The 26,889-nt window shown below is 66.5% G+C and carries 28 protein-coding genes; 15 read left to right on the forward strand and 13 right to left on the reverse strand.

Annotated features, from left to right (window positions below; translation table 11 throughout):
- Positions 1-16: 16 nt before the first annotated feature.
- Both AUL30_RS04875 and AUL30_RS04880 read left to right on the forward strand, forming a co-directional pair.
- Positions 17-1,462, forward strand: a complete 1,446-nt coding sequence (locus tag AUL30_RS04875; protein ID WP_244490714.1) for an NAD-dependent succinate-semialdehyde dehydrogenase — start codon at positions 17-19, stop codon at positions 1,460-1,462.
- A 12-nt stretch (positions 1,463-1,474) separates the two neighbouring features.
- Positions 1,475-3,229, forward strand: a complete 1,755-nt coding sequence (locus tag AUL30_RS04880; RefSeq protein WP_062226725.1) for a dihydroxy-acid dehydratase — start codon at positions 1,475-1,477, stop codon at positions 3,227-3,229.
- 395 nt (positions 3,230-3,624) lie between these two features.
- Here AUL30_RS04880 and AUL30_RS04885 read toward each other — a convergent pair whose 3' ends face one another.
- Positions 3,625-4,575, reverse strand: a complete 951-nt coding sequence (locus tag AUL30_RS04885) for a LysR family transcriptional regulator (protein ID WP_062226726.1) — start codon at positions 4,573-4,575, stop codon at positions 3,625-3,627.
- A 207-nt stretch (positions 4,576-4,782) separates the two neighbouring features.
- Between AUL30_RS04885 and AUL30_RS04890 the strand changes: the two genes are divergently transcribed.
- The 5 genes from AUL30_RS04890 to AUL30_RS04905 all read left to right on the forward strand — a co-directional run bounded on the left by AUL30_RS04890 (position 4,783) and on the right by AUL30_RS04905 (position 8,300).
- A complete protein-coding gene (locus AUL30_RS04890) occupies positions 4,783-6,078 on the forward strand; it encodes an MFS transporter (protein ID WP_062226727.1) in 1,296 nt (431 codons plus the stop codon).
- Positions 6,075-7,001: an amidohydrolase family protein gene (locus tag AUL30_RS04895; RefSeq protein WP_062226728.1), complete on the forward strand. Its 927-nt coding sequence runs from the start codon at positions 6,075-6,077 to the stop codon at positions 6,999-7,001. The genes AUL30_RS04890 and AUL30_RS04895 overlap by 4 nt, the downstream gene beginning before the upstream one ends.
- A 104-nt stretch (positions 7,002-7,105) precedes the next feature.
- On the forward strand, positions 7,106-7,597 hold the full coding sequence (locus tag AUL30_RS04900; RefSeq protein ID WP_192843014.1) for a VOC family protein: 492 nt from the start codon (positions 7,106-7,108) through the stop codon (positions 7,595-7,597).
- 128 nt (positions 7,598-7,725) lie between these two features.
- On the forward strand, positions 7,726-7,872 hold the full coding sequence (locus tag AUL30_RS19655; protein WP_157069895.1) for a hypothetical protein: 147 nt from the start codon (positions 7,726-7,728) through the stop codon (positions 7,870-7,872).
- A gap of 92 nt (positions 7,873-7,964) precedes the next feature.
- Entirely contained in the window at positions 7,965-8,300 is a 336-nt protein-coding gene (locus AUL30_RS04905) for a hypothetical protein (protein ID WP_157069897.1), read from the forward strand.
- A gap of 40 nt (positions 8,301-8,340) precedes the next feature.
- On the opposite strand, the gene AUL30_RS04910 is transcribed toward AUL30_RS04905, so the two are convergent.
- The gene (locus tag AUL30_RS04910) at positions 8,341-9,513 is read right to left on the reverse strand and encodes a zinc-dependent alcohol dehydrogenase (RefSeq protein ID WP_062226731.1); all 1,173 of its coding nucleotides are present in this window, start codon (positions 9,511-9,513) and stop codon (positions 8,341-8,343) included.
- 211 nt (positions 9,514-9,724) lie between these two features.
- Positions 9,725-10,171 (reverse strand): DUF892 family protein, encoded by a 447-nt coding sequence (locus AUL30_RS04915; protein WP_062226844.1) that lies wholly within the window; start codon positions 10,169-10,171, stop codon positions 9,725-9,727.
- A 176-nt stretch (positions 10,172-10,347) separates the two neighbouring features.
- Between AUL30_RS04915 and AUL30_RS19660 the strand changes: the two genes are divergently transcribed.
- Positions 10,348-10,497, forward strand: coding sequence for a hypothetical protein (locus tag AUL30_RS19660; protein WP_157069899.1), 150 nt, complete (start codon positions 10,348-10,350; stop codon positions 10,495-10,497).
- 12 nt (positions 10,498-10,509) lie between these two features.
- Here the strand turns inward: AUL30_RS19660 and AUL30_RS04920 are convergent, their stop codons facing one another.
- Positions 10,510-10,992: a MarR family winged helix-turn-helix transcriptional regulator gene (locus AUL30_RS04920; RefSeq protein WP_062226732.1), complete on the reverse strand. Its 483-nt coding sequence runs from the start codon at positions 10,990-10,992 to the stop codon at positions 10,510-10,512.
- A 168-nt stretch (positions 10,993-11,160) separates the two neighbouring features.
- On the opposite strand from AUL30_RS04920, the gene AUL30_RS04925 reads away from it, so the two are divergent.
- The 5 genes from AUL30_RS04925 to AUL30_RS04940 all read left to right on the forward strand — a co-directional run bounded on the left by AUL30_RS04925 (position 11,161) and on the right by AUL30_RS04940 (position 13,028).
- Positions 11,161-11,640, forward strand: a complete 480-nt coding sequence (locus tag AUL30_RS04925; RefSeq protein WP_062226733.1) for a MarR family winged helix-turn-helix transcriptional regulator — start codon at positions 11,161-11,163, stop codon at positions 11,638-11,640.
- 57 nt (positions 11,641-11,697) lie between these two features.
- The gene (locus tag AUL30_RS04930) at positions 11,698-12,099 is read left to right on the forward strand and encodes a response regulator (RefSeq protein WP_062226734.1); all 402 of its coding nucleotides are present in this window, start codon (positions 11,698-11,700) and stop codon (positions 12,097-12,099) included.
- A 79-nt stretch (positions 12,100-12,178) separates the two neighbouring features.
- On the forward strand, positions 12,179-12,376 hold the full coding sequence (locus AUL30_RS19205; RefSeq protein WP_083507673.1) for a hypothetical protein: 198 nt from the start codon (positions 12,179-12,181) through the stop codon (positions 12,374-12,376).
- Positions 12,377-12,403: 27 nt separating this feature from the next.
- Positions 12,404-12,649, forward strand: a complete 246-nt coding sequence (locus AUL30_RS04935) for a hypothetical protein (RefSeq protein WP_062226735.1) — start codon at positions 12,404-12,406, stop codon at positions 12,647-12,649.
- Positions 12,650-12,680: 31 nt separating this feature from the next.
- Positions 12,681-13,028, forward strand: coding sequence for a DUF427 domain-containing protein (locus tag AUL30_RS04940; protein ID WP_192843009.1), 348 nt, complete (start codon positions 12,681-12,683; stop codon positions 13,026-13,028).
- A gap of 179 nt (positions 13,029-13,207) precedes the next feature.
- On the opposite strand, the gene AUL30_RS04945 is transcribed toward AUL30_RS04940, so the two are convergent.
- Entirely contained in the window at positions 13,208-14,089 is an 882-nt protein-coding gene (locus tag AUL30_RS04945; protein ID WP_062226737.1) for a manganese catalase family protein, read from the reverse strand.
- A gap of 188 nt (positions 14,090-14,277) precedes the next feature.
- Here AUL30_RS04945 and AUL30_RS04950 point away from each other — a divergent pair, with 188 nt between their 5' ends.
- The gene (locus AUL30_RS04950) at positions 14,278-14,772 is read left to right on the forward strand and encodes a YciE/YciF ferroxidase family protein (RefSeq protein WP_202814476.1); all 495 of its coding nucleotides are present in this window, start codon (positions 14,278-14,280) and stop codon (positions 14,770-14,772) included.
- 153 nt (positions 14,773-14,925) lie between these two features.
- Here AUL30_RS04950 and AUL30_RS04955 read toward each other — a convergent pair whose 3' ends face one another.
- Positions 14,926-17,589 carry a glucose/quinate/shikimate family membrane-bound PQQ-dependent dehydrogenase gene (locus AUL30_RS04955; protein WP_062226739.1) on the reverse strand — a complete coding sequence of 888 codons (2,664 nt, stop codon included), beginning with the start codon at positions 17,587-17,589 and terminating at the stop codon, positions 14,926-14,928.
- A 415-nt stretch (positions 17,590-18,004) separates the two neighbouring features.
- On the opposite strand from AUL30_RS04955, the gene AUL30_RS04960 reads away from it, so the two are divergent.
- Positions 18,005-20,053: an NAD(+) synthase gene (locus AUL30_RS04960; RefSeq protein WP_062226845.1), complete on the forward strand. Its 2,049-nt coding sequence runs from the start codon at positions 18,005-18,007 to the stop codon at positions 20,051-20,053.
- A gap of 6 nt (positions 20,054-20,059) precedes the next feature.
- Here AUL30_RS04960 and AUL30_RS04965 read toward each other — a convergent pair whose 3' ends face one another.
- The 7 genes from AUL30_RS04965 to AUL30_RS04995 all read right to left on the reverse strand — a co-directional run bounded on the left by AUL30_RS04965 (position 20,060) and on the right by AUL30_RS04995 (position 26,803).
- Positions 20,060-20,638, reverse strand: coding sequence for a hypothetical protein (locus AUL30_RS04965; protein WP_062226740.1), 579 nt, complete (start codon positions 20,636-20,638; stop codon positions 20,060-20,062).
- Positions 20,639-20,748: 110 nt separating this feature from the next.
- Positions 20,749-21,546 carry an ABC transporter permease gene (locus AUL30_RS04970; RefSeq protein ID WP_062226741.1) on the reverse strand — a complete coding sequence of 266 codons (798 nt, stop codon included), beginning with the start codon at positions 21,544-21,546 and terminating at the stop codon, positions 20,749-20,751.
- On the reverse strand, positions 21,543-22,400 hold the full coding sequence (locus AUL30_RS04975; protein WP_062226742.1) for an ABC transporter permease: 858 nt from the start codon (positions 22,398-22,400) through the stop codon (positions 21,543-21,545). The genes AUL30_RS04970 and AUL30_RS04975 overlap by 4 nt, the downstream gene beginning before the upstream one ends.
- The gene (locus tag AUL30_RS04980; RefSeq protein ID WP_062226743.1) at positions 22,397-23,431 is read right to left on the reverse strand and encodes an ABC transporter ATP-binding protein; all 1,035 of its coding nucleotides are present in this window, start codon (positions 23,429-23,431) and stop codon (positions 22,397-22,399) included. The genes AUL30_RS04975 and AUL30_RS04980 overlap by 4 nt, the downstream gene beginning before the upstream one ends.
- Complete coding sequence (locus tag AUL30_RS04985) at positions 23,431-24,459, reverse strand: ABC transporter substrate-binding protein (protein WP_062226846.1); 1,029 nt, start codon at positions 24,457-24,459, stop codon at positions 23,431-23,433. Before AUL30_RS04985 ends, AUL30_RS04980 begins: the two co-directional genes overlap by 1 nt.
- A 50-nt stretch (positions 24,460-24,509) precedes the next feature.
- Positions 24,510-25,586 carry an agmatinase gene (gene speB, locus AUL30_RS04990; RefSeq protein WP_062226744.1) on the reverse strand — a complete coding sequence of 359 codons (1,077 nt, stop codon included), beginning with the start codon at positions 25,584-25,586 and terminating at the stop codon, positions 24,510-24,512.
- Positions 25,583-26,803 (reverse strand): aminotransferase, encoded by a 1,221-nt coding sequence (locus tag AUL30_RS04995; RefSeq protein ID WP_062226745.1) that lies wholly within the window; start codon positions 26,801-26,803, stop codon positions 25,583-25,585. The genes speB and AUL30_RS04995 overlap by 4 nt, the downstream gene beginning before the upstream one ends.
- Between the last annotated feature and the right edge of the window lie 86 nt (positions 26,804-26,889).

A 26,889-nucleotide genomic window follows, 5' to 3' on the forward strand; every position in this document is an offset into this window, starting at 1 on the left:
GACGAATCTTGGGAGCATGACAATGTACGAACGCTTCGGACTTCTGATCGATGGACGCTGGCGCCGGGGGAGCCAAGGGCGCACTCGCCCGGTGATCGACCCCACGAACGAGGAGCCGATCGGCCATCTGCCCTGCGCCGAGCCGGAGGATCTCGAGGCGGTGCTGGCGGCGCTTGCGCGGGAGGCGCCCCGGTGGCGCGCCGTCTCCGGCTGGGAGCGCTCCGCGATCCTGCGCCGCATCGTCGGCAACCTCCAATCCGTCATCGACGAGGCTGCCCTCGCCATGTCGATCGAGACGGGAAAGCCCATAGCAGAGGCGGCGGCCGAGTTCCGGGCGGCCATCGACCAGTTCGACTGGTACGCCGACGAGGCCCGTCGTATCTTCGGCCACACGCTGGACGGTCGCGATCCGGCGACCCGTCTCCAGGTCCGATACGATCCTGTCGGCCCCGTCGCCGCCTTCACCGCCTGGAACTTTCCGGCGCTGCTCCCCGCCCGCAAGATCGCCGCAGCGCTCGCGGCGGGCTGCCCGATCGTCATCCGGCCGTCGGAAGAGGCGCCATCCAGCACCTTCTTCATTGCCGAGGCTGCCATTGCGGCCGGGGTGCCGGCGGGTGTCCTCAATGTCGTGAGCGGCCCGTCAGCCGAGATTTCGCGGCACCTCATCGCCTCGCCGGTGATCCGCAAAGTATCGCTGACGGGGTCCGTGCCGGTCGGCAAGCTGATCCTCAAACAATGCGCCGAGACCGTGAAGAAGGTTTCGATGGAGCTGGGCGGCCACGCGCCTGTCCTGGTCTTTGCGGATGCCGATCCGGTGGCCGCGGGCGTGATGTGCGCCCGGACCAAGTTCCGCAATGCCGGGCAGGTCTGCATCTCGCCAAGCCGCTTCTACGTTCACGAGTCCGTCTACGAACCCTTCGCGCGATCCATGGCCGAGACCGCGAAGGCGCTGCGCCTGGGTCGCGGCCGTGACGCGGGCGTGGAGGTCGGCCCGATGGCGAATGCGCGGGGGCGCGAGCGCATCCAGCGGCTGGTCGAGGACGCCGTCGCGCGCGGCGCGCAGGTCCTTGCCGGCGGGTCCATCCCGCCGGAGCACAATCGGGGCTTCTTCTTCTCGCCCACCGTGCTCGGCCATGTCCCGGATGCGGCCGAGATCATGCGCGAGGAGCCGTTCGGACCGGTGGCGCCCATTGCGACCTTTACCGATTTCGACGAGGTCGTCGCACGCGCGAACGATGTGCCCTATGGCCTGGCCGGCTATGTCTTCTCGCGCTCGCTCGAGACGGCCAACCGTGCGGCCGAGGCGCTGGAGGTCGGCATGGTCGGGGTGAACGACATGCTGCTGGCCGCGGCCGAGATCCCCTTTGGCGGCGTCAAGGAAAGCGGAATGGGCCGCGAGGGCGGCAAGCTCGGCATCCTGGACTATCTCGAACCCAAATATGTGAAGCTTCGGCTCGCCTGACGGAACCCGACCATGACCGATGATACCGACACGAAGACGGAGCCGCACGGCTTCGCGCGCGGCCTGACCAACTATGGCGACCGCCGCTTCTCGCTCTATCTGCGGCGCTCCTTCGCCGCCTCCATGGGCTACAGCCGGGAGATGCTCGACCGGCCCATCGTGGGAATTGCCCATTCGGCGAGCGGCTTCAATAACTGCCACCGCCACTTTCCTGAGATGATCGAGGCCGTCAAGCGCGGCGTCCTGGCGGCCGGCGCCCTGCCTGTGGAGTTTCCGACGATTTCGCTTGGTGAGGTCTTCCTGTCGCCAACAAGCCTCAAGTTCCGCAACCTCATGTCCATGGATGTCGAGGAGATGGTGCGCGCGCAGCCCATGGACTCGGTGGTCCTCCTGGGCGGCTGCGACAAGACCGTGCCCGCGCAACTGATGGGCGCGGCCTCCGCCGACCTGCCCGCCATCCAGCTTGTCGCCGGGCCGATGTCGACGAGCCGCCACCGGGGCGAGCGCCTTGGGGCCTGCACCGACTGCCGCCGCTTCTGGCAACGCTACCGCGCTGGCAGCGTGGACGATGCCGGCATCGATGCCGTCGAGAAGCGGCTCGCCTCCACGAGCGGAACCTGCGCGGTGATGGGCACGGCCTCCACCATGGCGTCGATCGCCGAAGCCCTCGGCATGATGCCGGCGGGCGCAGCCGCAATCCCGGCGGTCGACGCCGACCGCCTGCGCATGGCAGAGGAAACCGGGCGCATCGCCGTCGAGCTGATCGGGCGCAACGACCGCAGGCCGAGCGCCATCATGACGAAGGAAGCTTTCGAGAACGCCCTGCGCATCCTTCTGGCCCTTGGTGGCTCCACCAATGCCGTCGTCCATCTGGCGGCCATTATGGGGCGGCTCAGCCTGCCATTCGACTTCGCGCGGATGAACGAGCTCAGCGAAACCACCCCCGTGCTGGTCGATCTGAAGCCGACGGGTGAGGCTTACATGGAGGATCTTTACGCGGCGGGCGGCATTCCGGCCGTCATGCGCGAGCTGCGCCACCTCCTGCATCTGAACGTGCGGACCATCAGCGGTGAGACGATCGGCGAGCGGATCGACGCTGCCGATCCTTGGGTCGACCGTTCGATCGTGCGCCCGCTGGAAGATCCGATCCGCCCGAACGGGGGCCTCGTCGCGCTCTTCGGCAACCTCGCGCCACGCGGGGCGATCATCAAGCGCTCGGCGGCCGACCCGAACCTCTTCGAGCGGGAAGGGCGGGCGGTCGTGTTCACCTCGCTCGCCGACCTTGCCGAGCGGATCGACGACCCGGAGCTGGATGTGCATGCGGACGACTTCCTCGTCCTGCAGAATGCCGGGCCGACGAGCGAGGCCGCCATGCCGGAGGCGGGCTACCTGCCGATTCCCGCCAAGCTCGCCAAGGCCGGCGTCAAGGACATGGTCCGCATGTCGGATGCGCGCATGAGCGGCACGGCCTACGGCACGATCGTCCTGCACATCGCGCCGGACGCCGCCTCGGGCGGGCCGCTCGGCCTCGTGCGCAGTGGCGACCGCATCAGGCTGAGCGTCGCGAACCGTGCGCTAGAGCTTCTGGTGCCGGCGCAGGAGCTGGAACGCCGACGGGCGGAAGGCGCCGCGCGGCCGGAGACGCCGCAGGCGACGCGCGGCTATGCGCGGCTCTACGACCAGCATATCCTTCAGGCGGACGAAGGGTGCGACTTCGACTTCCTCCGCGCCCAACCGGCGGAGGCCACGAAACCGGACGGGCGTTAGTGGCCGGCCCGAAGGCTTGCTGAAGGCCGTCACTAATAGGATCGACGGTTCGGCTTTCCTTGCCGGCGCTGTCGGGACGGTCCGGCTCCATATCTCTGCATCTGAACCGGCTCGTCCGACAGAACCCCGCTCTCTGGCGGATGCGTACCACAGCTTCGTCGCGTTCGAATGGCGGGAGGCGGATGGAAGGGCACGACGGTCGGTTCAATCCGCAAGCAGGTGCACGCTTCGAGGAGAAGCGGCACGCTGCTGTACGGAGAAGAATTGACGGCTAGCCACCTACCGTCTAGCCCGGGCTGAAGGAGCGCGAATTGGCACGCTTGACCGGGGTGAGCTGAATATCGCTCACGATCGTAAAACTGTCAACTGATTCTAGGATTATAGACCTATCTGGCTTAAACCGTGCCGACCCCGCCCCTCTCCACCGCCGTTTCCTTCAGCCCCGCGATGAAGAGTTGCACGGCTGCGTCGGTTTCGCGGTCGCGGCGGGTGAGGATGGAGTAGGGGCCCATGCGGGGATAATGGTCCACGGCCAGGGCCTCGATGGTGGGGCGGCCGAAGGTCGACAGGAGCACATCGCGCGGCAGGAGCGAAACGGCATCACTCTGCGCCAGAAGCGAGATTGCCATCAGGAAGGAGGCGGTTTCGGTCAGGTCGTCGGGCTCGTGGGCGCCGCCGCCGCGAAAGGCGCTGGACAGGATGTGCCGCATCGGCGAGCCGGCCGGCAGGACGACCCAGGGCCAGCGGGACAGCTCAACCCACGAGATGCGGGCGCTCTCAGTGCGCAGCGGGTGGTCCTTGCGGCAGCAGACGACGAGTTCCTCATCCACCGTTCCATGCAGGGCAAGCCCCGGCTCGTCCGTCGCGTCGAGGACGCGGCCGAGGGCGAGGTCGAGGCTTCCCTCTGCCAGAGCGTCCATCAGGTGGTTGCTGGTCGCCACGTCGATCAGGACCCGCAGGCGGGGGTGCTGGCGCTTCAGGCGCACCACCGTGCGGGCGACGAGGAAAGGCACCGCGCTCGGGATGCAGCCGATGCGCAGCGTGCCGGAATAGCCGGAGGACAGGGCCATGATCTCGCCCACCGTATGGTCGAGCTCGGCCCGCACGGCCCGCGCATGCCGGATCATCACCCGCCCGAAACCGGTCGGGCGCAGTCCCTTCGGGTGGCGCTCGAAAAGCGTCTGGCCGATCGCCGCCTCCAGATCACGCAGGAGGCGCGTCGCGGCAGGTTGCGTCGTGCCCGTCACCTCCGCTGCGCGGCGCAAGCTCCCATGCTCGCTGAGCGCAAGCAGGAGAAGGAGATGGCTGGACTTTACCCGCCGCAAAAGCCTGTCGCCGCTGTCCATTCCGGACCCTCCCCATGCGTCAGCGATGCCGATTTGGCATCGGAGCATAGCAAAGCGGAATTGGGAACGCCCGTAAATGCCGCGTAGCCTGCGCTATGGAGGCTGGCTTTATGCCAGCAAAGGGAGTGCGCGATGCAAGAGGAGCATCGCGTTTGCCGCACGGCATCCGCAGGGTGGGGCCGGCCGGCGTTTGGGAGGTATTGTCCGATGTCATCCGCCACGCTTGCGCCCGCAGGCGCGCCCGCCAGTTCGGTCCGCTGGCGCATTTTCCTGGTCATCTTCGCCCTGGTGGTGATCAACCTTGTGGATCGGGTCGCCCTGTCCATCGCCATGCCGACCATCGCGTCCGAATTCGGCCTGTCGGCCACGATGCAGGGGCTGATCCTGTCGTCATTCTTCTGGAGCTATGCCGCGCTGCAGATTCCGTCCGGCTGGTTGATCGACCGGTTCGGACCCCGCGCCATGGTCACCTGGGCGACTGTCCTGTGGGGCATCTTCCAGTCGCTCGCGGCCGTGGCGAGCGGCGGCCTGTCGCTGCTTTTGACGCGCGTCGGGCTCGGCGGCGCGGAGGCGCCGCTCTTTCCGGCCGGTGGCAAGCTGAACGCGGCCTGGCTTTCGCCCGGCGAACGCGGCCGCGGGGCCGTCATCATGGATTGCGGGGGGCCGCTCGGGGCGGCAATCGGCGGTATAGTCATTTCCTGGCTGATCCTGTCGCTCGGCTCCTGGCGGCTGGCCTTCCTGGTGGCCGGGCTCGTCACGATCGCCATGGGCATCCTGTCCTGGTGGTATCTGCGCGACCGCCCGGAGGATCATGGCGGCGTGAACGCGGCGGAGTTGTCGCACATCCGCTCCGCCGGCCCGGTCGGGCAGCAGGCGGCGCAGGCGCCGGGGCGCCTGTCGCCCCGCTCGCTCGCAGCGCTCTGCATCGGCCGCTTCGGATGGGCCACCGTCTTCTTCGGGCTGATCACCTGGGGGCCGAGCTACCTGTCGGCTGCACGCGGCATGGACCTGAAGGCTATGGGCTACGCGACCTTCGTGATCTTCCTGTGCGGGGCAGCCGGTTCGCTCACCGGCGGTTTTCTGGCCGATGCCATGGTCAATCGCGGCTATGATCGCGGCCGCGTCGCCAAGACGATGCTGACCCTGTCGGGCCTCGTGGCCGCCCTCTCACTGATCGCGCTGCCGCGTGTCGCCGATCCGGTCCATGCGGTGCTGCTCCTGTCGGTCACGGCTTTCTTCCTTCTGTGGGGCAGTCTCTACTGGAGCTTCCCGCCGGTGCTCGCGCCCTCCGACAAGGTCGGCTTCGTCGGCGGCGCCATGAACTGCGCAGGCTCGATCTCCGGCATCATCATTCCCATCCTGATCGGCTGGATCCTGGATGTGTCGAACCAGTCCTATGGCAGCGTGCTCGCCTTCTTCGCCGCCGCCGCCGGGCTCTATGTCGCCGCAACGCTCCTGATCGACCTGAGCGGCGGCCGCGCCACCCGGGAGCCGGCCCGATGAGCGCGCAGGCTCTCCTCTATGACGGGCCGGTGATCGATGCGCACCAGCATTTCTGGGATCCCGTGCGCAACCACCACCCCTGGCTCACCGAGGAGGGGGTCATCCCCTTCCGCTACGGCGACTATGCCGCCATCCGCCGGCCCTTCCTGCCGCCGGAGTACCGGCAGCTCACGCGCGGGCACAACGTCATCGGGTCGGTCTATGTGGAGACCGAGTGGGACCCTGCCGATCCGCTCGGCGAAGTGCGCTATGCTTGTGGCCTGGCCGAAGAATACGGCCTGCCCAACGCCATCGTGGCGCAGGCTTGGCTCGACCGGGACGACTGGCCGCAGCTCGCCGCCGTCTACGGCGCCGCACCTATGGTGCGCTCGGTCCGCCACAAGCCCGGCGGCCCGGCCAGCCCGCGCGAGGTCGGAAGCGTGCCGACCCTCATGGCTTCCGATTCCTGGCGGCAGGGCTTCGCGCTGCTCGGGGCCCATGGCCTGCACTTCGATCTGCAGACGCCGTGGTGGAACGCCGAGGAAGCCCTGCAACTCGCCCTCGACTTTCCGGATACGACGATCATCCTGAACCATCTGAGCCTGCCGGCCGACCGGAGCCAGGAAGCGCTCCTGGCATGGCGGCGGGCGCTGGCGCGCATGGCAAGCGCCCCCAATATGCGTGTGAAGATTTCCGGCTTTGGACAAGCCGGCATCGCCTGGACGGTCGAAAGCAATCGTTGGATCGTGCGCGAGGCCATCGCCATCTTCGGCCCGGAGCGGGCCATGTTCGCCAGCAACTTCCCCGTCGACAGCCTGTGCGTGGATTTCGATACGATGTATCGGGGCTTCAAGACCATCGTGGCGGATTTGCCGGAACCCGATCAGCGCCGGCTGTTCCTGGACACGGCCACCGAAACCTACAGCCTTCAAGGCAACGGCTGATCGGCGGCGTATCGTGGGCCGGCGATCCGCCCGGGTCGCCGGCTCGACAGGCACCATTTATGTTGATATCAACTCTCATACATGGGGAGGAGTTGAATATGGCAATGGCCCGGAACACGATCTGCCTATGGTACGAGCGCGAGGCCGAAGCGGCGGCGGCCTTCTATGCGAGCGTCTTTCCGGACAGCGCGGTCCACGGCATACACCGCGCCCCGGCCGACTTCCCGTCCGGCCGGCAAGGCGATGTTCTGACGGTCGCGTTCACCGTGCTCGGCGTCGCCTGTCTTGGCCTGAATGGCGGGACGGCGTTCCGGCAGAGCGAGGCCTTCTCCTTCCAGATCGCGACGCAAGATCAGGCGGAGACGGACCGCTACTGGGACGCCATCGTGGGCAATGGCGGCCAGGAAAGCGCCTGCGGCTGGTGCAAGGACCGCTGGGGCGTGTCCTGGCAGATCACCCCGAATGTGCTGACACAGGCTCTCAGCACGGGCGGCGAACCCGCCCGCCGCGCGTTCGAGGCGATGATGACAATGCGCCGCATCGATATCGCCGCGATCGAGGCCGCCATTGCGGGTAATGGCGGCCGGGGCCAGTAGAGCGCCAGCGTCTGCAGCGTCACGACTGGTCGGATGGCTCCCGATCCGGGGCCATAGACAGGTCAAGGGGGCGATCGTGGCGCAGGCAAGGACGGTCCGCATCGCAGGGCGCCGGATTGCGGCTTAACATGCTGGACGGCAGGGGCATCGTGACTGGGATCGACCGGCACGCCGTGGTGGATGCGGCCCTGTTCATCTGTGCGGCACTCGGGCGGGAGCCGGCGTCCCGGATGGGCGTGCTCGCTGCGGGCAAAGCTACCGCTCCAGCGGCGTAAGGAACCGTTCAGCATCCCGCACGATCCGGTCTTGCCATTTGCGGTTGCGCCGATGACCAATGGGTATCGTCATTCTGCCAAGGGTATCCGTCGTGGCCTGGACCAGTCTTCTCTATGCGATCGTCTCTGTGGCGGGGGGTGCCCTCGGGGCGCGGATCGCCGGGGCCAATCTCTGGCACGGCGCCATCGCCATCGCCATTTCGGTGGTCGTCGCCATCGGCCTCCAGGCGCTTGGCCAGTCCTTCGCCGTGGCGGCGGCGGGCCAGATCGTCGCGTCGATCCTGGTGTGCCTTGCCTTCGGCATGTCGGTGCGGCAGATGGCGACCGTCGTGGTGGTCAGTTTCCTCGCCTCGCTCATCGTCGGCTTCCTGACCGGCTTCGTCACCGGCTTCGAGCGCGGCCTCGAGCAGGCAGGGCAGGCAGGCTGAAGCGCCGCCGGCGCCGCAGCGCCGGCACGCGCCATCGGCCTTACGGCCGCATCATCACCTTGATGCAGCCGTCCTGCTTATCGCGGAAGGCCTTGTACAGTTCCGGCCCCTGGTCGAGCCTGGCCTGATGGGTAACGACGAAGGAGGGATCGATCGCACCTTCCTCGACCTTGCGGAGCAGGGGTTCGAGGTAGCGGTGCGTATGGGTTTGTCCGGTGCGCACGCTCAAGGCCTTGTTCATGAGGGCGCCGAAGGGGATCTTGTCGAGAAAGCCGATATAGACGCCCGGCACGGACAGGGTGCCACCCTTGCGGCAGCACATGATCATTTCCCGCAGGACATGCGGCCGGTCGGTGCCAAGATAGGCCGCGGCCTTGACCTTGTCGATGACGGCATCGACGGCCCCGCCGCCATGGGCTTCGGTGCCGACGGCGTCGATGCAGCGGTCCGGACCGCGGCCGGCCGTCATCTCCTGGAGCTGGTCGTAGACCTTCACCTCATCGAAGTCGATCACCTCGGCCCTGCCATGGGTTCGGGCCATGGCCAGGCGCTCGGGCACGTTGTCGATGGCGATGACCCGCCCTGCGCCCAGCATCCAGGCACTCTGGATGGCGAATTGCCCGACCGGGCCGCATCCCCAGACGGCGACCGTATCGCCCGGCTCGATCTCCGCATTCTCGGCCGCCATGTAGCCGGTCGGGAAGATGTCGGACAGGAACAGGGCCTGCTCGTCGGGGATCGAATCCGGCACTTTGATATGGCCGACATCGGCGAAGGGCACGCGCAGATACTCGGCCTGTCCGCCGGCATATCCGCCGAGCATGTGCGAATATCCGAACAGCCCGGCCGGTGAATGCCCCATCACCTCAGCCGCCATCTTCGCATTGGGGTTGGAGCGGTCGCACAGGGAAAAGAGCTGCTTGCGGCAGAAGAAGCAGTCCCCGCAGGAAATGTTGAACGGCACGACGATGCGATCGCCGGGTTTCAGGTTCGTCACCTCCGCGCCGACCTCCACCACTTCGCCCATGGTCTCGTGGCCCAGCACGTCGCCGGACTGCATGGAGGGCATGTAGCCGTCATAGAGATGGAGGTCGGACCCGCAGATGGCGCAGGCGGTCACCCGGATGATCGCATCGCGCGGCCCTTCGAGTTTGGGATCGGGGACCGTGTCGCATCGAATGTCGCCTTTGCCGTGCCAGCACAAAGCTTTCATCGCTGATGTCTCCTCGTGTCTTGCCCAAGCGTTGGGCCTTTGCTGGGGAAGGGGCCGGAGCACTGAACGTTCCTGCCCGGGCAGGGAAACATGCGTCGCGGCTAAGGGACCCGACGCGCCTTTGGTCCGGTCCGCGGACAGCCGCCCGCAGATCGGCAAAGGCCCGCTCCGGCGGGCGGAGCGGGCCTTTGACTGCCAGTCGTCCTGGTTCTCAGGCGGTTGCGGCCTGGTCCATGTAGGTCTTGTGGCGGACCTCGTCGGCATAGGCCTTGCGGAAGAAGCCGCGCGCTTCCTCTGAGGCGGCCGCGTTGCGCGATGCCTCGTCATAGGCCGTGCAGGTGTCCGTTTCGTTGGAGGACATCGCCTTCAGGATCGTCTTGTCGCCAACGAGCGACGCCAGCGCGACCTTGCCCGTCGTCAGCCATTCCTTCGCATCGCCTTCACGCGGGGCGTCGATGCCCAGCGTGGAGGCCAGCCGGGTCAGTTCGGCCACATGCTGCCGGTGGTCGTTCAGGAACTCGCCGATCTTCGCCTTGGCCTGCGGATCGTCCAACCGCTCGATGGTCGACTCATAGGCTGCCATGGCATCGTGTTCGAGGATGAGAAGGTTCTCTACCAGCTTCTCGAAAGTGGTTTCCGTTCCGACGGTCGTGACCATGTTCATCTCTTTGCTGTGGAGAAGGGCAAATCGGTGAGCGGCAGTGCCGTTCCGATCGCCAGGCCGACATATCGTTCGTTGCCCAAAGGTTGGCTGCCCACGCAAACGGGGCTCGAAACGCCGCCCGCTTCGCCCTTGGTTTGGCGTTCGAACCACAGGACAGGGTATCGGCGGCGATGGACAGTCTGAAAGACCAGAAGAATGTTAGAATGCGCGCCTGGCGCGTGGCCTTCGGCGGCAATCAGCTCGATGGGCGCTTCAAACTCTTCGGCTTCGTCCTGGCGTTCCTGTTGATCGGCGGAACCTTCTTTGCGGCGATGAGCTGAGCCGCCGGGCCTCTACCGCAGCCGCGACAGACGGGACTTTAGGACGCTTTCGATCAGTTCGAGCGACTCGCGCAGGCGCGGATCGGCCAGTTGTGGATTGGCATCGACGAGTTGCAACTCCAGTTCCTGCCAGCATGCCAGGACTTCGATCTTCTTGGCCTTGCCGGCATCCGTCAGGGACAGCTCCGTGCAACGCGCGTCAAGTTCGATCGTCTCCTTATCGATCAGGCCCATGGCACGCAGCCGGTCGGCCATCTTGGAGACGGTGGACGGACGCACATTCAGGGCATCGGCCACAGCACCGACCTTGCAGCGCACCTCCCGCTCCAGAAGCACGATCATCTGGTCCTGTCCGGGGTTCAGCCCGATCTCCGCCAGACGCACCCCGAGAAGCGCGCGAGACGCCTTGGCAATCAGTAGCAGCTTGTCCAGAAGCCCGGTTTCGACCGCCTGAGCCGTATTTGCAGGGCCGCTCTTGCGCTGTGACGTTTGCATTGTGCCAGCCTCCTCGCGTCGAGCCTCGATATCGGTCAGAATGACGAATGATTACAGGAGACGCTTGTACGGGTACGGAAATGTTCCTTGCTTAGCTAAGATTTACCGGCTGAATTGACAGTGCGGCCTGCACAGTTTGGAAAGACGATGCACACCGGAGCAAACGATATGGAGCGTCACGCAACACAGGATACGATCGACGAACACGCGGATACGCGGGATTTGCTGGTGCCACGACTGTCCATGATCTCGAAATCGACCCGAGCGCTTCTCGGCCTGAAGCTTGCAGACGCGGATCTCGTCATCGGACAGGACCAGGCGCTCATTGCCCTGGCGCAGTCCGGCGGTCGGCATCTCACGGAGGTTGCCGACGAACTGCTTGTCCGCCCCTCCACGATTTCCAAGATGATCGATCCCCTCGAGCGGGCCGGAATCTGCCGGCGGAACCGCTCGAAGGACGATATGCGCAAGATCATGCTCGTCCTGACACCGAAGGGGCGAAAGCTGGCGGATGAAGCGCGTGCCATCTCCGCCGAACTCGATCGTGAACTCGTGGCCTGCGTACCGGAGGACCGGCTGGCAGCGTTGAACGAAGACCTCGGTCGGGTTTCGCTCGCACTCAAGGCGCGCCTATCCCGATTGCGATAGGACTGCGTTCCGGTCATGATGCCCATGCGACGGCGCAGGGCACCGGGTGAATTTGAAATGACGGATTCCGTTCATGCGCGCCTCGATGGCCGCTCCATACTGATCGTCGAGGACGACTTCTTCCTGGCGGACGAACTGGCCAGAACCGTTCTGGATGCCGGCGGTCATTGCGCCGGCATCGTGCCCGATGTCGACGCTGCGCTCCGGCTTCTGGACACAGGCGTGACGGTGGATGGGGCGCTTCTCGACATCAAGCTCGGCGAGGGTCTGTCTTTCCCCATCGCCGAGGCGCTGCGCAAGCGGGGCGTCCCGGTCATCTTCATCACCGGCTACGACAACTGGTTCGTCCCGGACGAACTGGATGAGATCCCCCTCTACCGCAAGCCGATGGACCCGGAAAACGTGGTCCGCCTCCTCATGCAGGAAGAAACGCGTCTGAACCGGCGCAAGACCGACTGACCGGTGTTTGGCCGCCTGCCGGATCCTCCGGAACCGGCCACCTTGCTGCGGGGTTGATGGAGCAGCAAGGGAGAGCGCCATGAACGCCAAAGCACCGCCTGTTCCGCCACAGAACCAAAGCAGCAGAGCGCCCGTGCCTTCGCGCAGCTCCGGGGCTGCGGACGCGCGCAAGGCCGGCCCGGGTGATGTGTCCAAGCAGGGCGGTGCGGGCAAGCAGGGCGATGCTGGCGACATCCGCGAGAATACGACGCACCAGGGCTATCAGCAGGACCGTTGAGGTCCATGCAGCGAGGGATCGTGCCAGATGAAGAATCCGATCGAACGGTTGCACTCCTTCGGCCAGAAGCCTGAGGAGTCGCGCATCCCGGAAAAAGGGGAGCTTCCGCGCGTCAACGATACCACGGCCGGCATGGCCGGTCAGCCGGACCCGGTTCTGCACCAGCCTGCCGCGGCATCCGCCGATGCCGACGCCGAGGCGGGTGCCGACGCGGGCGATGAAGCTTCGGGGCGCACGGAGCCTCTCGCTCCAACGCCGCCGCCGCGCCGATGAAAGCTGAGATTTTGAAGGGAGATGCATGACGATGAGCCAGAGTGAGCAAAGTGTCCGCGTCGAGCGCGCTGTCGGTTCGGTTGTGGTGAAGCACCACGATGCCGTGATCGCCGCCAGCAAGGCCGCCCTTGTCGTGCATGGTGAGCGCGAGGCGCCGATCTACTATCTGCCGAGGCAGGACGTTTATTTCGAGCAGATGACGGCGGCCGAGTTGCCCGGCCGTGGCGCCCCGGACGATCGGAGCTGGTTTTCTGTCACCGCGTCCGGTGGCGGCCTCGACCATGCGGCGTGGGTGTTGCGGCGGCCGGAGGGTGAACTGGCCGCCGTCGAAGGTTATGTCGGCTTCGATCCCGACAAGCTGAGCGTCATGGCGGACTGACGGAGCCCGCTGACACGATCAGCCAGGATTGCCCGGCGGGATCGGCTCGCCGGGCAATATACGCGTGGACGAAAGTCGCAAGCCATCCGTCGGGACGCCCGTCACCGCCCGAGGCGATCGACACTGCGCAGACCCAGGATGACACGGGCGCAGCGCCGGGCTTTGAGCGCGCCGCCCTGCTAGAGGTTGCGTTCGATGGCTCCTTCGGCGGCACCCAGCATGCCACCGATACCCGACTTCGAGGCCTGCGCATCCTGTGCGCCGCCATCCGGGCGGGCTGGCGCCAAGGCGGGCTCACCGCCCATTGGTTCCGAACGCTGCGCGCTGAAGCGACCTTTCCCGTCGATTGACCGCCCCTCGCTCCAGCGCCCCTGGGGGATGGACCCGTCGACCATATGGCCGAGATAGGCATAGGAGAATTTCTGGTTTTCCTTGCTCTGCGGGAAACTGTTGGGGATCGGTAGATTGGTCTCCGACCCACCCATATCGTCCAGCGCCGCCAGCCACTGCTGCTGATGCATCGTATCGCGTGCGATCAGGAAGGAGAGCATGTCCTTCATCCCGGGATCGTCGGTCATATTATACAACCGGGTGGCGAGAACGCGGCCGGACGACTCTGCGGCGACATTGGCATACATGTCGGCCGCCAGATTGCCCGAGGCATAGACGTGGGACGCATCGAACGGCACGCCATTGGCATCGGACGGAAGCGCCGCCAGGCCGGTGGACAGGATATGGCGCATATCGACGCCGTTCAGCACCGCGCCACCCACCGCATCCGCGGAGACATCCTCCTGCATGGACAAGGGTGCCTTCTCCAGGTTCAAGGCAACGGCCGTTGCCAGCATCTCGATATGGCCGAGCTCCTCGGTGGCGGTGTTGAGCAGCATGTCACGGTACTTCGCCGGCCCACGTGCCCCGAATGCCTGGAACATGTACTGCATGGCGACGCGGATTTCCCCCTCGACGCCGCCAATGGCCTGCTGAAGGGCCTTGGCGAAGAGCGGATCGGGCCGTTCGACCCGGACCGGGTATTGTAACTTTCCATCGGTGTAAAACATCGTCGACGCCTTTCAGTCTGTTGAGACAGGGACATGTGCACGATGTCTGCCATGGCGAATTCGTTTTCGTTAGCCACGTATCCCGATTACTTTGTTGGCTAATGTCATTCTTTGTGTGTGCACTTCGTAGCCTAGGAACGCCATAGTCACGGTACCGTTTTCGGCTCGTATCATACATGGAGAGCAAGATGGCGACCAAGGACAAGACACTCGAAACCCTGTTTCTCGAAACGCTCAAGGACGTTTACCACGCCGAAAAGCAGATCCTGCGCGCGCTCGGCCGTATGGCCAAGGCGACCCAGTCGCCAGAGCTGAGAAGCGCCTTCGAAACCCACCGGGAGGAAACGGACAACCAGGTCCAGCGGCTTGACCAGATCTTCGAGCTCATGGGCAAGCGATCCCGCGGCAAGCCGTGCGAGGCCATGCAGGGCCTTGTCGAAGAAGGCCGCGAGATCATGGAAGAGTTCAAGGACGCGCCCGCCCTCGATGTGGGGCTGATCGCCTCTGCCCAGGCGATCGAGCACTACGAGATCGCCCGCTACGGCACCCTCGTATCCTGGGCCCGGCATCTGGGCATGGACGAGGCAGCCTCCCTTCTGGAAGAGACGCTGGAGGAGGAAAAGAAGACCGACGGTCTGCTGACGGAGCTTGCCGAAGGCACGTTGAACGAGGAAGCCGCCTGATCGGCGGCATTCGAAGATGCAAGCGCCCGCCGGGGCGTCAGATTTACGAAAGCGCGCGTGTTTCCCGCGCGCTTTCGTCGTTCAGGCAGCAGGAATTGCGACGAGCGGCACCGGGCAGGAAGCCAGGTGCCGCCTTTTGTCGGGCGTGAACGGCTAGTTCGGCAGCGCGTAGGCGATGACGTCGTCGCCCCGTTTGGTGCCCAGCGAGCCATGCCCACCCGCCACGACCAGGAGATACTGCCGCCCGTCCGCACCGGTATAGGTCATCGGTGTCGCCTGGCCGCCGGCCGGCAGGCGATCCTTCCAGATCTCCGCACCGGTCGTAAGGTCGTAGGCGCGGATGAAATAGTCGATCGTGCCGGACAGGAAGGCGACTCCGCCACCGGTGACGAGCGGTCCGCCGAGGCTCGGCACGCCCATGCGGAAGGGCAGCGGAACGGGCGAGGCATCGCGGACCGTTCCATTCTTGTGCTGCCAGATCACCTTGCCGGTCCGAAGATCGGCCGCCGCGACATAGCCCCAGGGCGGGGATTGGCACGGCAGGCCGAGGAAGGACAGGAAGGGTCCCATCTCCACGGCGAAGGGCCCGCCGAAATTCTCGTTCAGCGCTGGCAGCGCACCGGCCGGCGGCTCGGCATTGACGACGAGATCGGTCTCGTTCTCACGCGGGAAGAGCTTCGAGGTGAAGGCGAGGTAGGCCGGCGTGGCGAAGACCACCTGCCGCACCGGATCCACCGCCACGCCGCCCCAGTTGAAGACGCCGAAATTGCCGGGATAGACCAATGTTCCCTCTTCCGACGGGGGCGTGAAGCGCCCCTCGTAGCGCAGGCCGTGGAAGGCGATCCGGCAGGCAAGCTGATCGATCGGTGTGGCGCCCCACATGTCCTTTTCCACCAGCGGAGGCGGGTCGAAGGACAGGGCGGAGACAGGCTGCGTCGGCGCGGTGGTGTCACCTTCGGCCGCGCCCTGCGGCGCCGCTTCCTCCGTCACCGGCAGGATCGGCTCACCGGTCCGGCGGTCGAGGACGAAAATCTCGCCCTGCTTGGTCGGCTGCACCAGGGCAGGTACGGTCTCGCCATTGACCTGAAGATCCACGAGGGTCGGCTGCGAGGGCACGTCATAGTCCCAGAGATCGTGGTGGACCGTCTGGAAGACCCAGCGAACCTGTCCCGTCGCAATGTCGAGCGCGACGACGGAAGAGGAATAAGTTTCCGCAGCCTCGCTGCGATTGCCACCCCACTGGTCCGGCGGCTCGTTGCCCATCGGCACATAGACGAGGCCGAGTTCGGTGTCCGCGCTGGAAATGGACCAGCTGTTGGGCGAGTTCGGTGTATAGGTCTGGCCGGGGGCGATCGGCGCAGTATCGTCCGGATTGGCGCTGTCCCAGTTCCAGACCAGTTCGCCGGTTTCGATGGAGAAGGCGCGGATGACGCCGGACGGCTCGGTGGTCGAGACATTGTCGAGCACGGTTCCGCCCACGATGACCAGCCCGTCGGCGACGACCACCGGGGAGGTCGAGTAGTAGGAGCCCGGATTGATGTTCGGCATGCCGGGCCACAGGTCGATCTGCCCGTCGCCGCCGCCGAAATTGGAGCAGACCGCGCCGGTATCTGGGCTGATGGCGATCAGCCGCGCGTCCGCCGTCGGCATGAAGAGCTTGGCGTCGCAGACTTGCGTCGGATGGTCGTCATCGGCGGCGATGGGCAGGTCGGGCAGGGGGCGCTCGGCCGTTGCGCCCTCCACCGGCGCCCGTGGCGTCTGCGCCGGTTGGGCCGGAACTTGCGTGTCGCCGCCTTGCGGAGCATCGCCGGTCCCGCCGCCTTCGAAGGTGGAGGGAACTTCGGCGCTTGTCCCGGGCGCGTCAGCGCCTTCGCCCTGCGGGCTGAGGGTCTGGACGGCTTCCTGCGGAAGCGGCGTCTGGCCGTCGGCCGGCGCGGCGGCCTCTGCGACCGTGCCTGTCGCGGGCTGGTAGGACAGGCCGCGGCAGGTCAGGTGCTGCAGGGCCAGCTCGCCGCGAATCTGCGGATTGTAGCGCCAGATCTCGTCGCCGGTCGTGGCGTCGAGCGCGATGACCGACTGGTGCGGCGTGCACAGGAACAGGCGGTCGCCGATCTTGAGCGGGGTGACCTGGAAGGTCGTCTCTTCCGGATCGCCCGGCTGCGAGATATCGCCCGTCTTGTAGTGCCAGGCGACTTCCAGGTCGGAGACGTTCTGCGGCGTGATGTTCGACAAAGGCGAGTAGCGCTGGCCGAGTTCGGTGCGACCATAGGCGTGCCATTCGCCCTCCGGGACGCCGTCATCCTGCGCCGTCGCGCCGGCGACCGCGCCGCCCACCTCGCCCTCGATCCGGTGCAGGTCGGTGAACCAGGACACGACCGCCACGACGCAGGACAGGAGCAGCGTGGCCGTCAGCGCCAGGCCGCCACCCCGCAGGGCCGAGGCATGGCCGGGAACGCCGTCCAGCGCCTGCGGCAGGGTCTGCAGGCCGAGCCTGCGGGTAACGAAGGGCAGGAGCAGGACCACGCCCAGAACGATGAACAGGCCCCCGCGCGCCGCCAGCGGCCACCAGTCGAAGCCCACTTCCCAGAGCGACCAGACAAGCGTGCCGAGCACGACCAGCGCATACAGGATGAGGGCCGCCGTCTGGCGGCGATACAACAGGACGGCAGTGGCCAGGAGGCCGAGCCCAGCGATGAGATAGTACCAGGAGCCACCGAGCGCGATCAGCCATGCGCCGCCCACCGCCATGACGGCGGCCAGGAGCCCGAAGACGATTGCGGCGATGGTGGTGATGGTGCTGGTGCGCCGTGCGGCCATGACTGAACCCTCCGTCATATCCCGGCGCAGATGTTGCGCTGCAGCCGAAGGTCAAGGTTGCGGAGCGATCTGACGCGTTAGGGCGTTGCTAACCTTCCAGCTTTGCGATGCATATACCTGGCTGTGGTTCCATCCCCTCGCAACGCTCGGCAACCATCGGTCGGAAAGGAGGGGCGATGAACAATTTTGTCTTTATCATCACCGCCTCCGCTTCACTTTGGTACCTACTGATTTTCGGCGGCATGGCCTTGTGCGAACTCCTGTTCGGCTAAGGGCGCGCAGCTTGCCAGAGCGGTGCCGCCTCGCTACCTGAAGACGCGGCCATGCTGTGCCTGGCCGAGCGGACACCCAGGAGAGACGGCCCGATATGGCAAAGGCGCAAGCAGCGGTCGCCGGGAGCGACATTCTGAAGACCATGCCGTTCCGCGCTTTCCACCGGCATGGCTTCGTGCGCGTCGGCGCCGTCACACCCCGCGTTCATCTCGCCGATCCCATGGCCAATGCGCAGGCGACGCTCAAGGCCGCGCATGTGGCCGCTGCACAGGGGGCGGATCTTCTCGTCTACCCCGAGCTCGGACTGCCCGGCTATTCAAGCGAAGACTTGCACATGCAGGAAGGCCTGCTCGACGCCACCGAAGGGGCGATCGCGCATCTGGTCCGTGAAAGCGTGGATCTGGCGCCGGTCCTGGCCGTGGGGGCTGCCCTGCGCCGCAACGGGCGGCTCTACAATTGTGCGGTCATGATCGCGCGGGGGCGCCTTCTCGGCATCGTGCCCAAAAGCTTCCTGCCCAACTACCGGGAGTACTACGAAAAGCGCTGGTTCGCCTCCGGCGCCGGGCTGACCGGGCTGACGGCAAGCGTGGCGGGATATGAGGCGCCCTTCGGCACGGACCTCCTCTTTGCCGCGGACGACATGGCCGATTTCATCTTCCATGTGGAAATCTGCGAGGACTACTGGGCGCCCGTCCCGCCCTCGACCGATGGGGCTTTGGCCGGGGCGCTGATTCTCTGCAACCTGTCGGCATCCAACATCACGGTCGGCAAGTCCGCCGACCGCCATCTTCTGGCGGCGTCCCACTCGATGCGCTGTTCTGCAGCCTATGTCTATGCGGCGGCCGGCGCCGGCGAAAGCACCAACGACGTCGCCTGGGACGGGCAGGGCATGGTGCACGAGCTGGGTGAACTCCTGGCGCAGGCGGAGCGCTTCCCGATGGGTGCGCAGCATGTCCTGGCGGATGTGGACCTGACGCGTATCCGTCAGGAGCGCCTGCGCAACGGAACCTTCAACGATGCCGCCGCGCGGGCCGGCCATCCGGAGGGGCGGTTCCGCCGCATCGGCTTCACGCACCAGCCCCACGCATCGACCGACCCGCTGATGCGGCCGCTGCGCCGGTTTCCCTTCGTGCCCAACGCGCCCGAACATCTGGACAAGGATTGCTACGAGGCCTTCAACATACAGGTGCACGGCCTGATCCGCCGCTTCGAATCGACGCCGGGCGACCGGATGGTGATCGGCGTATCCGGCGGGCTCGACTCCACCCATGCCCTCGTCGTGGCCGCCAAGGCCTGCGACAGGCTCGGCCTGCCACGCTCCACCATCCTTGGCTTTACCATGCCCGGCTTCGCCACGGGCGAGGAAACCCGTGCCAATGCGTGGCGGCTGATGCGCGCCATGGGGGTTGAGGCGGAAGAGATCGACATTCGCCCTGCCGCGCGGCAGATGCTGTCGGATATCGGCCATCCCTTCGCCGCCGGTGAGCCGGTCTACGACGTCACCTTCGAAAACGTCCAGGCCGGGCTGCGCACCGACTTTCTCTTCCGCCTGGCCAATCAGCGGCGCGGCTTCGTCATCGGCACGGGCGATCTGTCGGAGATCGCGCTCGGCTGGAGCACCTATGGCGTCGGCGATCAGATGAGCCATTACGGGGTCAATCCCGGTGTGCCCAAGACGCTGATCCAGCATCTCATCCGCTGGTGCGCCTCGACGGGGGCGTTCGACGCGGAGACATCCGACGTCCTCATCGACATTCTGGCCACGGAAATATCTCCGGAGCTCGTGCCGGCCGATGCGGATGGGAAGATGCAGAGCACGCAGGACCGCATCGGCCCCTACGCGCTGCATGATTTCTTCCTGTACCATATCGCCCGGCAGGGCCAGGCGCCGTCCAAGGTCGCCTATCTGGCGCTGCAGGCCTGGGAGGATGCGTCACGCGGCGGCTGGCCGCCCAATTTCCCGGCCTCGGCCCAAGGCACCTACGACCTGCCCACCATCCGCAAATGGCTGGAAACCTTCCTTCTGCGCTTCTTCCAGACGAGCCAGTTCAAGCGCACGGCCATGCCGAACGGGCCGAAGGTCTCGTCCGGCGGTGCCCTGTCGCCGCGCGGCGACTGGCGGGCACCGTCCGACTCGAAGGCAACCGCCTTTTTGGACGAACTCGCCGAGGCTTTGGCGTCGGAAAACTGACCGTCGTCAGGCCGGCGCCGATTCTGCCTGCGTGTCGTGCGGCGGAGCCGCCGGCACGCGGCGCTGACAGGCCTGGCCCAGCGTGTCGAAGTCTTCGCTCAACTGGTCGAGCTGCGCGTCCAGCGCGGTGCGCTGCTCGTCGTTCATCGCAAGGTAGAAGGTGCGCACGCGCGCGGCGACGACGTCGATCCCCGGGTTGCGGTGCTGCAAGAGCTCCGAGGCGCGGGTGTAATCCTCGTGCGTCTTCTGGAAGAGAAGGCCGATCACCGCGACTGCCACCGGAAACCACTCGTCGAAATGGCTGCCGCGGGTCGCCAGGCAGGCGACGATCGCCGCCACCATGACAAGCGACAGGATGAGGTAGATCGAGAACTGGCGAACGATCATCGCCATCATCATGCGCGTGGGGTCGCGGTCGCGGAGCTGTTCCACCAGCGTGCCGACCCGGGAGATCTCCCGGGTGGCCTTGAGCCAGGCGAAGCCCGGCACCGTCCGCGCCAGGGTCTTGACGGTCAGCGACAGGACGGCCGCGACAGCCAGCGCCGCGATCACGTTCAGCGCAAGCACAAGAAGCGGAGAGCCCATCAGTGCCCCCGCGTCATTTTGAGCCGAGTCATGTCCAGCCTTGCAATGTCATGCGTCCTTCACGCGCGCTTGAAGCGTGCAATGACGAAGATTTCAAGGCAGGGTTGTGCTCAGTCGCCATCACTCCAGGCGCCGAGGAGACGGGGCAGGTTGCCGAACCGGGCGATCGCCCCGAAGACGAGCACTGCGATCAGCACGAAGAAGACCGTCACGCTCGCCATGACCGGCGTGTAGCCGTAGCGCAGCGCATTGAAGATCTTGATCGGGATCGTCTCCAGCGTAAAGCCGACCGTCATGTAGGCGACGATATATTCGTTGAGCGAAAGGACGAAGGCGAAGGCGAAGCCGGAGATCATGTAGGGGGCGATCATCGGCAGGACGATCGTCCTCAGCACCGTCGCCTCATTGGCGCCCATCGAGCGCGCGGCCTCGACCATTTCCGTTTCGATCGTCGAAAAGCCGAGGGTCAGCGTCACCAGCGGCAGGGAGGTGAAGAAGATCGCGTGGCTGATGACGACGGTCACGTGCTGCCCGTAAAGGCCGGTGGTGATCCAGAAGGACAGGGCGCCGAGCGCCGTGATGACCGGCGGCAGGACGAAGGGCGATACGCCCAGGAGCTGCACCAGCCGGCCGAGCCGCGTCGTGCGGCGCCACAGGGCGTAGGCGATGGGAAGGGCGATCAGGAGGCTGAGCAAGGCGGCCAAGGCCGCCACCGTCACCGATGCCAGAAGCGCGTTGCGCCAGCCGGCATCGGTGAAAATCTCCCCATACCAGCCGAGCGAGAAACCCTGCGGCGGAAAGGTCAAAGCGCGCTTTTCGTTGATCGACACGCCCGCGATGACGAAGATCGGCGCCGCCATGAACAGTCCGACCGCCGCCAGAAGGGCGCGTCTTGGCCAGACGCTCATGCCCGTGCCCTCCCGCCGCGGCCGATGGCGGCCGTCAGGGCGACGAGAGCGATGCTGGTGACGACCAGGAAGACCGCCATCGCGGCCGCGAAGGGCATGTTGGACTGGTAGATCGCCTGGTCGGTGATGAAGACCGACAGGGTCCAGTGCTGCGGACGCCCGAGCAGTTGCGGCAGGAGATAGCTGCCCAGCGCAAAGACGAAGATCAGGATGAAGGTCGCCACGATGGCCGGCCGCAGCGCCGGCAGGATCACCGTCGCAAAGGCGCGCATGGGGGTGGCGCCCATGGTGCGCGCCGCTTCGGCCAGCGATGGGTCGAGGCGGGAGAAGGCGGGATAGAGCACCAGCACCGCATAGGGAAAGGCCTGGTAGGTCATGCCCAGGACCACGGCCGTAAAGCTCGGCGCATAGGCTGCCGGCCCGTCGGAAAGGCCCAGCGCCGCCACGAGATTGCCGATGCCGGCCGTACGCGACAGAAGGGTGGACCAGGCAAAGCCGATGATGACCTCCGACAGGGACAGGACCGCCAGGAGCGCAACCAGCCAGGGAATCTGCGCGCGGCGGGGCATCTGCGTCAGCACGCGGGTGAAGGGCACGGCCACCAGGATGCACAGGGCGGCCACCAGCGCCGACAGGCCCAGCGAGAAGCCGAGGATGCGCCCGAAGAAGAGCGTGAAGAAGCGGGCGTAATTTTCGAGCGTCAGCGTCGGCTCGAAGAAGCCGCCCGGCGTTCGCTGGAAAAGCGACACCGAGATCATGATGGCGAAGGGGACGACAAAAAAGGCCCCCAGCATGGCCGCCGGGAAGGCCAAAGGGAGGTTGTCCCGCCACCGCGCTCGGGTCAGCGCGGTCATGCCGGCGCCCCAAAGGCCAGTTTGGCGGGGAAGTAGGTCACCGCCTCCGCCCGCACCGAAACCGCGACGCTGTCGCCCACTGCCGGGTGCAGGCCGGCCGGGGCCAGCGCCACCAGCCGCTCCGCGCCGACCGTCAGGTGCAGCTCGACGCTGGAGCCGATATCGCGCACGAAGACGACCTCGGCCTGGATCGGGGCCGTGCCGGCCGGCTGGACGATGACGTCTTCCGGCCGCACCGATGCGGTGCCGGGCCGGTGCTCGCCGCAGGGCTGGCCGAGGAGATGGGGCACGCCGTCGCGCAGCGTCACCTCGATAAGGTTCGTCTGCCCGATGAAGTCGGCCACGAAGGGCGTGGCGGGCCGGCGATAGACGTCCACCGGCGGGGCGGCCTGCTGGATGCGCCCGGCCTGCATGACCACGATCCGGTCGGCCATGGTCATGGCCTCCCGCTGGTCGTGCGTCACCACGATGGTCGTGATCCCGAGCCGCTGCTGCAATTGCCGCAGCTCCACCTGCATGGCCTCACGCAGCTTGGCGTCGAGGGCGCTGAGCGGCTCGTCCAGGAGGAAGAGCCGGGGCGACACGGCAAGCGCGCGCGCAATGGCGACGCGCTGGCGCTGGCCGCCGGACAGTTGGGTGATGGCCCGCCCCGCGACGCCGGGAAGCCGTACCATATCCAGGAGTTCCTCGACGCGCCGGTCGCGATCCGCCCGCCCGACGCCACGAATTGCAAGCGGATAGGCGATGTTGTCTCCCACCGACAGATGCGGGAACAGCGCCAGCGACTGGAACACCATCCCGATGTCGCGGCGATGGACGGGCAGGCCCGTCAGATCCTGCCCGTCGAAGCGGATGGAGCCTTCGGACGGCGTTTCCAGGCCCGCGATCATGCGCAGGAGGGTTGTCTTGCCGCAGCCGGACGGGCCGAGCAGGCAGACGAAGCTGCCGGGCTCGACCTCCAGATTGACATCGTCGACAGCGGTCACCGTATCGAACCGCCGCGACAGATGGGTAATGCTGAGCCCGCTCATCAGCTTACGATCAGCTCGGTCCACTTCTGGTTTATCCAGTCGGCCTTGTCGACATAGAGGTCGTAGCGCGGGACGATCGGGTCGATGGTCGAGGAGACCGCGTTGAACTCCGCGTCGGTCAGGTCCAGGAGATCGCGCCGCACGGTCGGCGCGGTGCCGATCTGGCGGGCCATCAGCGCCTGGATTTCCGGCTGGCTGGTGAAGGCGATGAACTCATGGGCCTCGTCGGCCTTGTCGGAGGCGGACGAGATCGCCCAGGAGCCGGCATCCGAAATGCCGCCTTCCTTGGGGAAGGTCGAGCGGACGGGGAACCCGTCCTTGGCGGCCAGGCCCGTCACGTCGTGATAATACTGGCCCATCGGAACCTCGCCCGATTTCAGGGCCTGCTCGAACTGGGCTTCGTCGCGGTACCAGAGCTGGACGTTGGGCTTGAGCTCTGCCAGCTTGTCCATGATCTCCAGGATGCCCTCTTCCGTATCCAGCTTCTGCGTGCCGCCGAAGAAGGTCTTGGCCGTCACTTCCAGCAGGAAGGAGTTGGACGCCAGGGCCAGGAGGCCGAGCTTGTCGGCATTGGACGGATCCCACAGGAAGGCCCAGCTATCCGGTGCCTGCGGGTAGGCGTCGGTGTTGGAGACGAGCGTGATGTACCAGGCCACGGCGCCGACGCCGGCCACGCCATCGTCCGGGTACCGGGCGACGAAGGGCGGCAGGATATCGTTGAAATGCGCGATGCGGGCCGAATCGATCGGCGTCCACAACTGGCTGGCGATGCCCTTGCGCAGCGCCGTCTGCGACATCATCGACACGTCGGCCGGGGCCATGCCGGCCCGTGCCGCCTGCTGCAACTGGACGAGCCACGCCTCGCCCGTCGGCTCGGCGATGGATTCCACGGCGATACCGGACGCCTGCGTGAACGCCGGAAAGACGTGCTTGTCGAAGCTGTCCTTGAAGTAACCGCCATAGACGCCGACCTTCAGCGAGCGCTCCTGCGCCCGCAGGACGGTGGGCATGGCGAGCGACGCGCCCATGACGGCCGCGCCGGCCAGGACGGTGCGCCGTGTCGGGGTGAAGGGATGGGTCAAGCGGATCTCCTTTCGCTGTGCCGGTCGGCAAGGTCGGGTGTGAAGGGCAGGAGGCTCAGGATTTCGAACAGCATCTGCGCGCCGGCATGGGCGGTGTTCGTCGTCGCGTCGTATTGCGGCGCGACCTCCACGACATCGCCGCCGACGATGGAAAGGCCCTTGAGCCCGCGTAAGAGGGCCTGCGCCTCACGCGTCGTCAGGCCGCCGATCTCGGGCGTTCCGGTGCCCGGCGCAAAGGCAGGGTCAAGGCTGTCGATGTCGAAGGACAGGTAGGTGGGGCCATCGCCCACCACCGCGCGGGCGCGCTCCACGATGGCCTCGATGCCGAGCCCCGTCACCTCCTCGGCGTGGATCACCGTCATGCCGGATGCATAGGAGAATTCCCACAAATATTCCGAGGCGCCCCGAATGCCGATCTGGATGGTGCGGGCCGGGTCGAGGACGCCGTCCAGCACGGCCTGCCGGAACGGCCCGCCATGGTGGAAGCGGCAATTGTCGAAGGGGCCGGACGTATCGCAATGCGCGTCGATATGGATCATCCCCACCGGACGCTCGCGCCCCACGGCCCGCAGGATCGGCAGGGTGATGGAATGATCCCCGCCCACCGACAGGGGCACGACGCCCGCTGCCACGATCCGCGCCACGGTGGCCTCGATATCCTCGTGCGAACCGGCCAGGTCGAAGCGCGAGCGGAAGGGCACGTCACCGATATCGGCCACGGCCAGTTCCCGCGTGGGCATGGTGCGCAGCACGTGATTGTAGGGCCCGATGCGTTCGATGGCGCGCAGCGCCCGCGGCCCGAAACGGCAGCCGTTCCGGTTGGTGATGCCAAGATCCATCGGCACGCCCAGAAGCGCCACATCAAGGCCCGACAGGTCCGGCCGGGTCCAGTCGATCGCGCGCCAGGGGGCATCGAGAAGGGTCGGGAAGCCGGCATAGGGCGCCAGCCGCGTGCCGCTCTTGTCGATCACCTGCGCCGCCATGGCGGCGAAGTGCGGATCGTGAATGACGGATTCGTTCTCCCCGCCGAAGCGGGCGCGCAGGGATGGAAGATCGGCGTTTCGTGTCGTCATGCGGTTTCCTTCAGGCGCTCCGGCGCCGTGACGCTGCCGAGCCTTGCCGCGAAAGCGGATATGCCCGCCGCATCCACATTGGCGAAGGCGATCCGCAGGTAATCCTCCTGCCCCGGGCCGAAGAAGCTTCCGGGCAGGGTCAACAGGCCGTAGCGCCGGCCGAGATGGCGGGCGACACGGACGGCATCCATCCCACTGAAGGGGTGGCGCACATAGGCGAAATAGGCGCCCGCCTGTTCGATCCGCCAGGCCGGCGCATCCGCCGCCATGGCCGCGCGGAACAGCGCCGCCCGGGCGCGGACATCGGCGGCCTTGTCGGCGCGCCAGGCGGCCGTGCTTTCGATGGACGGCGCAAGCGCCGCCTGGCTCGGCCGGCTCGGGCAGATCTGGATGCAGTCCAGAACCTTGCCCGCGGCATCGAGCACCCGCGGCCCGGCGATCATCGCGCCGAGGCGGTGGCCGGGAATGGCATAGGCCTTGGAGAAGGAGTAGAGGGCGATCAGCCCGTCGCGCCAGTCCGGGCGCTCGAACAGGCCATGCGGCGCGCCCGTGCCGGGCGCCAGGAAATCACGATAGGTCTCGTCCAGGATAAGGACGATGCCGTGTGCCGCACAGACCGCATACAGCGCCGCGATCCGCTCGGGCGGACAGATCGCACCCGTGGGATTGTTGGGCGTGACGAGGACGAGCGCGCGCGTGCGCGGCGTGATGGCCGCCTCCACCGCTGCGACGCTCGGCAGGAAGCCGTCCTGCGGCAGGGTGGGCACCGGTACGGGCTCGATGCCCAGCATGGCCAGCGTCATCTGCTGATTGAAGTACCAGGGGGTCGGCAGCAGGACGGAATCACCGGACCCGGCCACGCACATGACCGATGCGAAGAAGGCCTGGTTGCAGCCCGCCGTGATGCCGACGTCCTGCGCCGCGATGGCGCATCCGTAGAGGCCGCTGACATGGCCGGCATAGGCCGAGCGCAGCGCATCGTTGCCGAGGATCGCGCCGTAGCGGGCATCCTCGGCGTGACCGGTCGCGGCGCGGAAGGCATCCGTGAAGGCTTCCGGCGGGGCATAGCCGGGAACCGCCTGGCTCATATCCACGGCCGGGCCGCAGGCACCGTCATAGTCTCGCAGCCAGGCCTGCGCCGTCGGGATCGGTGGCGCTGCGACGGCGGCCAAAGCCGGCGCAATCGAGGGTTTGGCCTGTTCTGCCTCGAACTTCATCAAATCATGTCCCTGCCAGTCGCAAAGGCACATAACGCAGCGTGTAGGGTGAGGAAAGCCGAAACGCATCCGCGCGTCAATTTGCC

The organism is Aureimonas frigidaquae (genome assembly GCF_001463905.1).
GTDB classification, from domain to species: domain Bacteria; phylum Pseudomonadota; class Alphaproteobacteria; order Rhizobiales; family Rhizobiaceae; genus Aureimonas; species Aureimonas frigidaquae.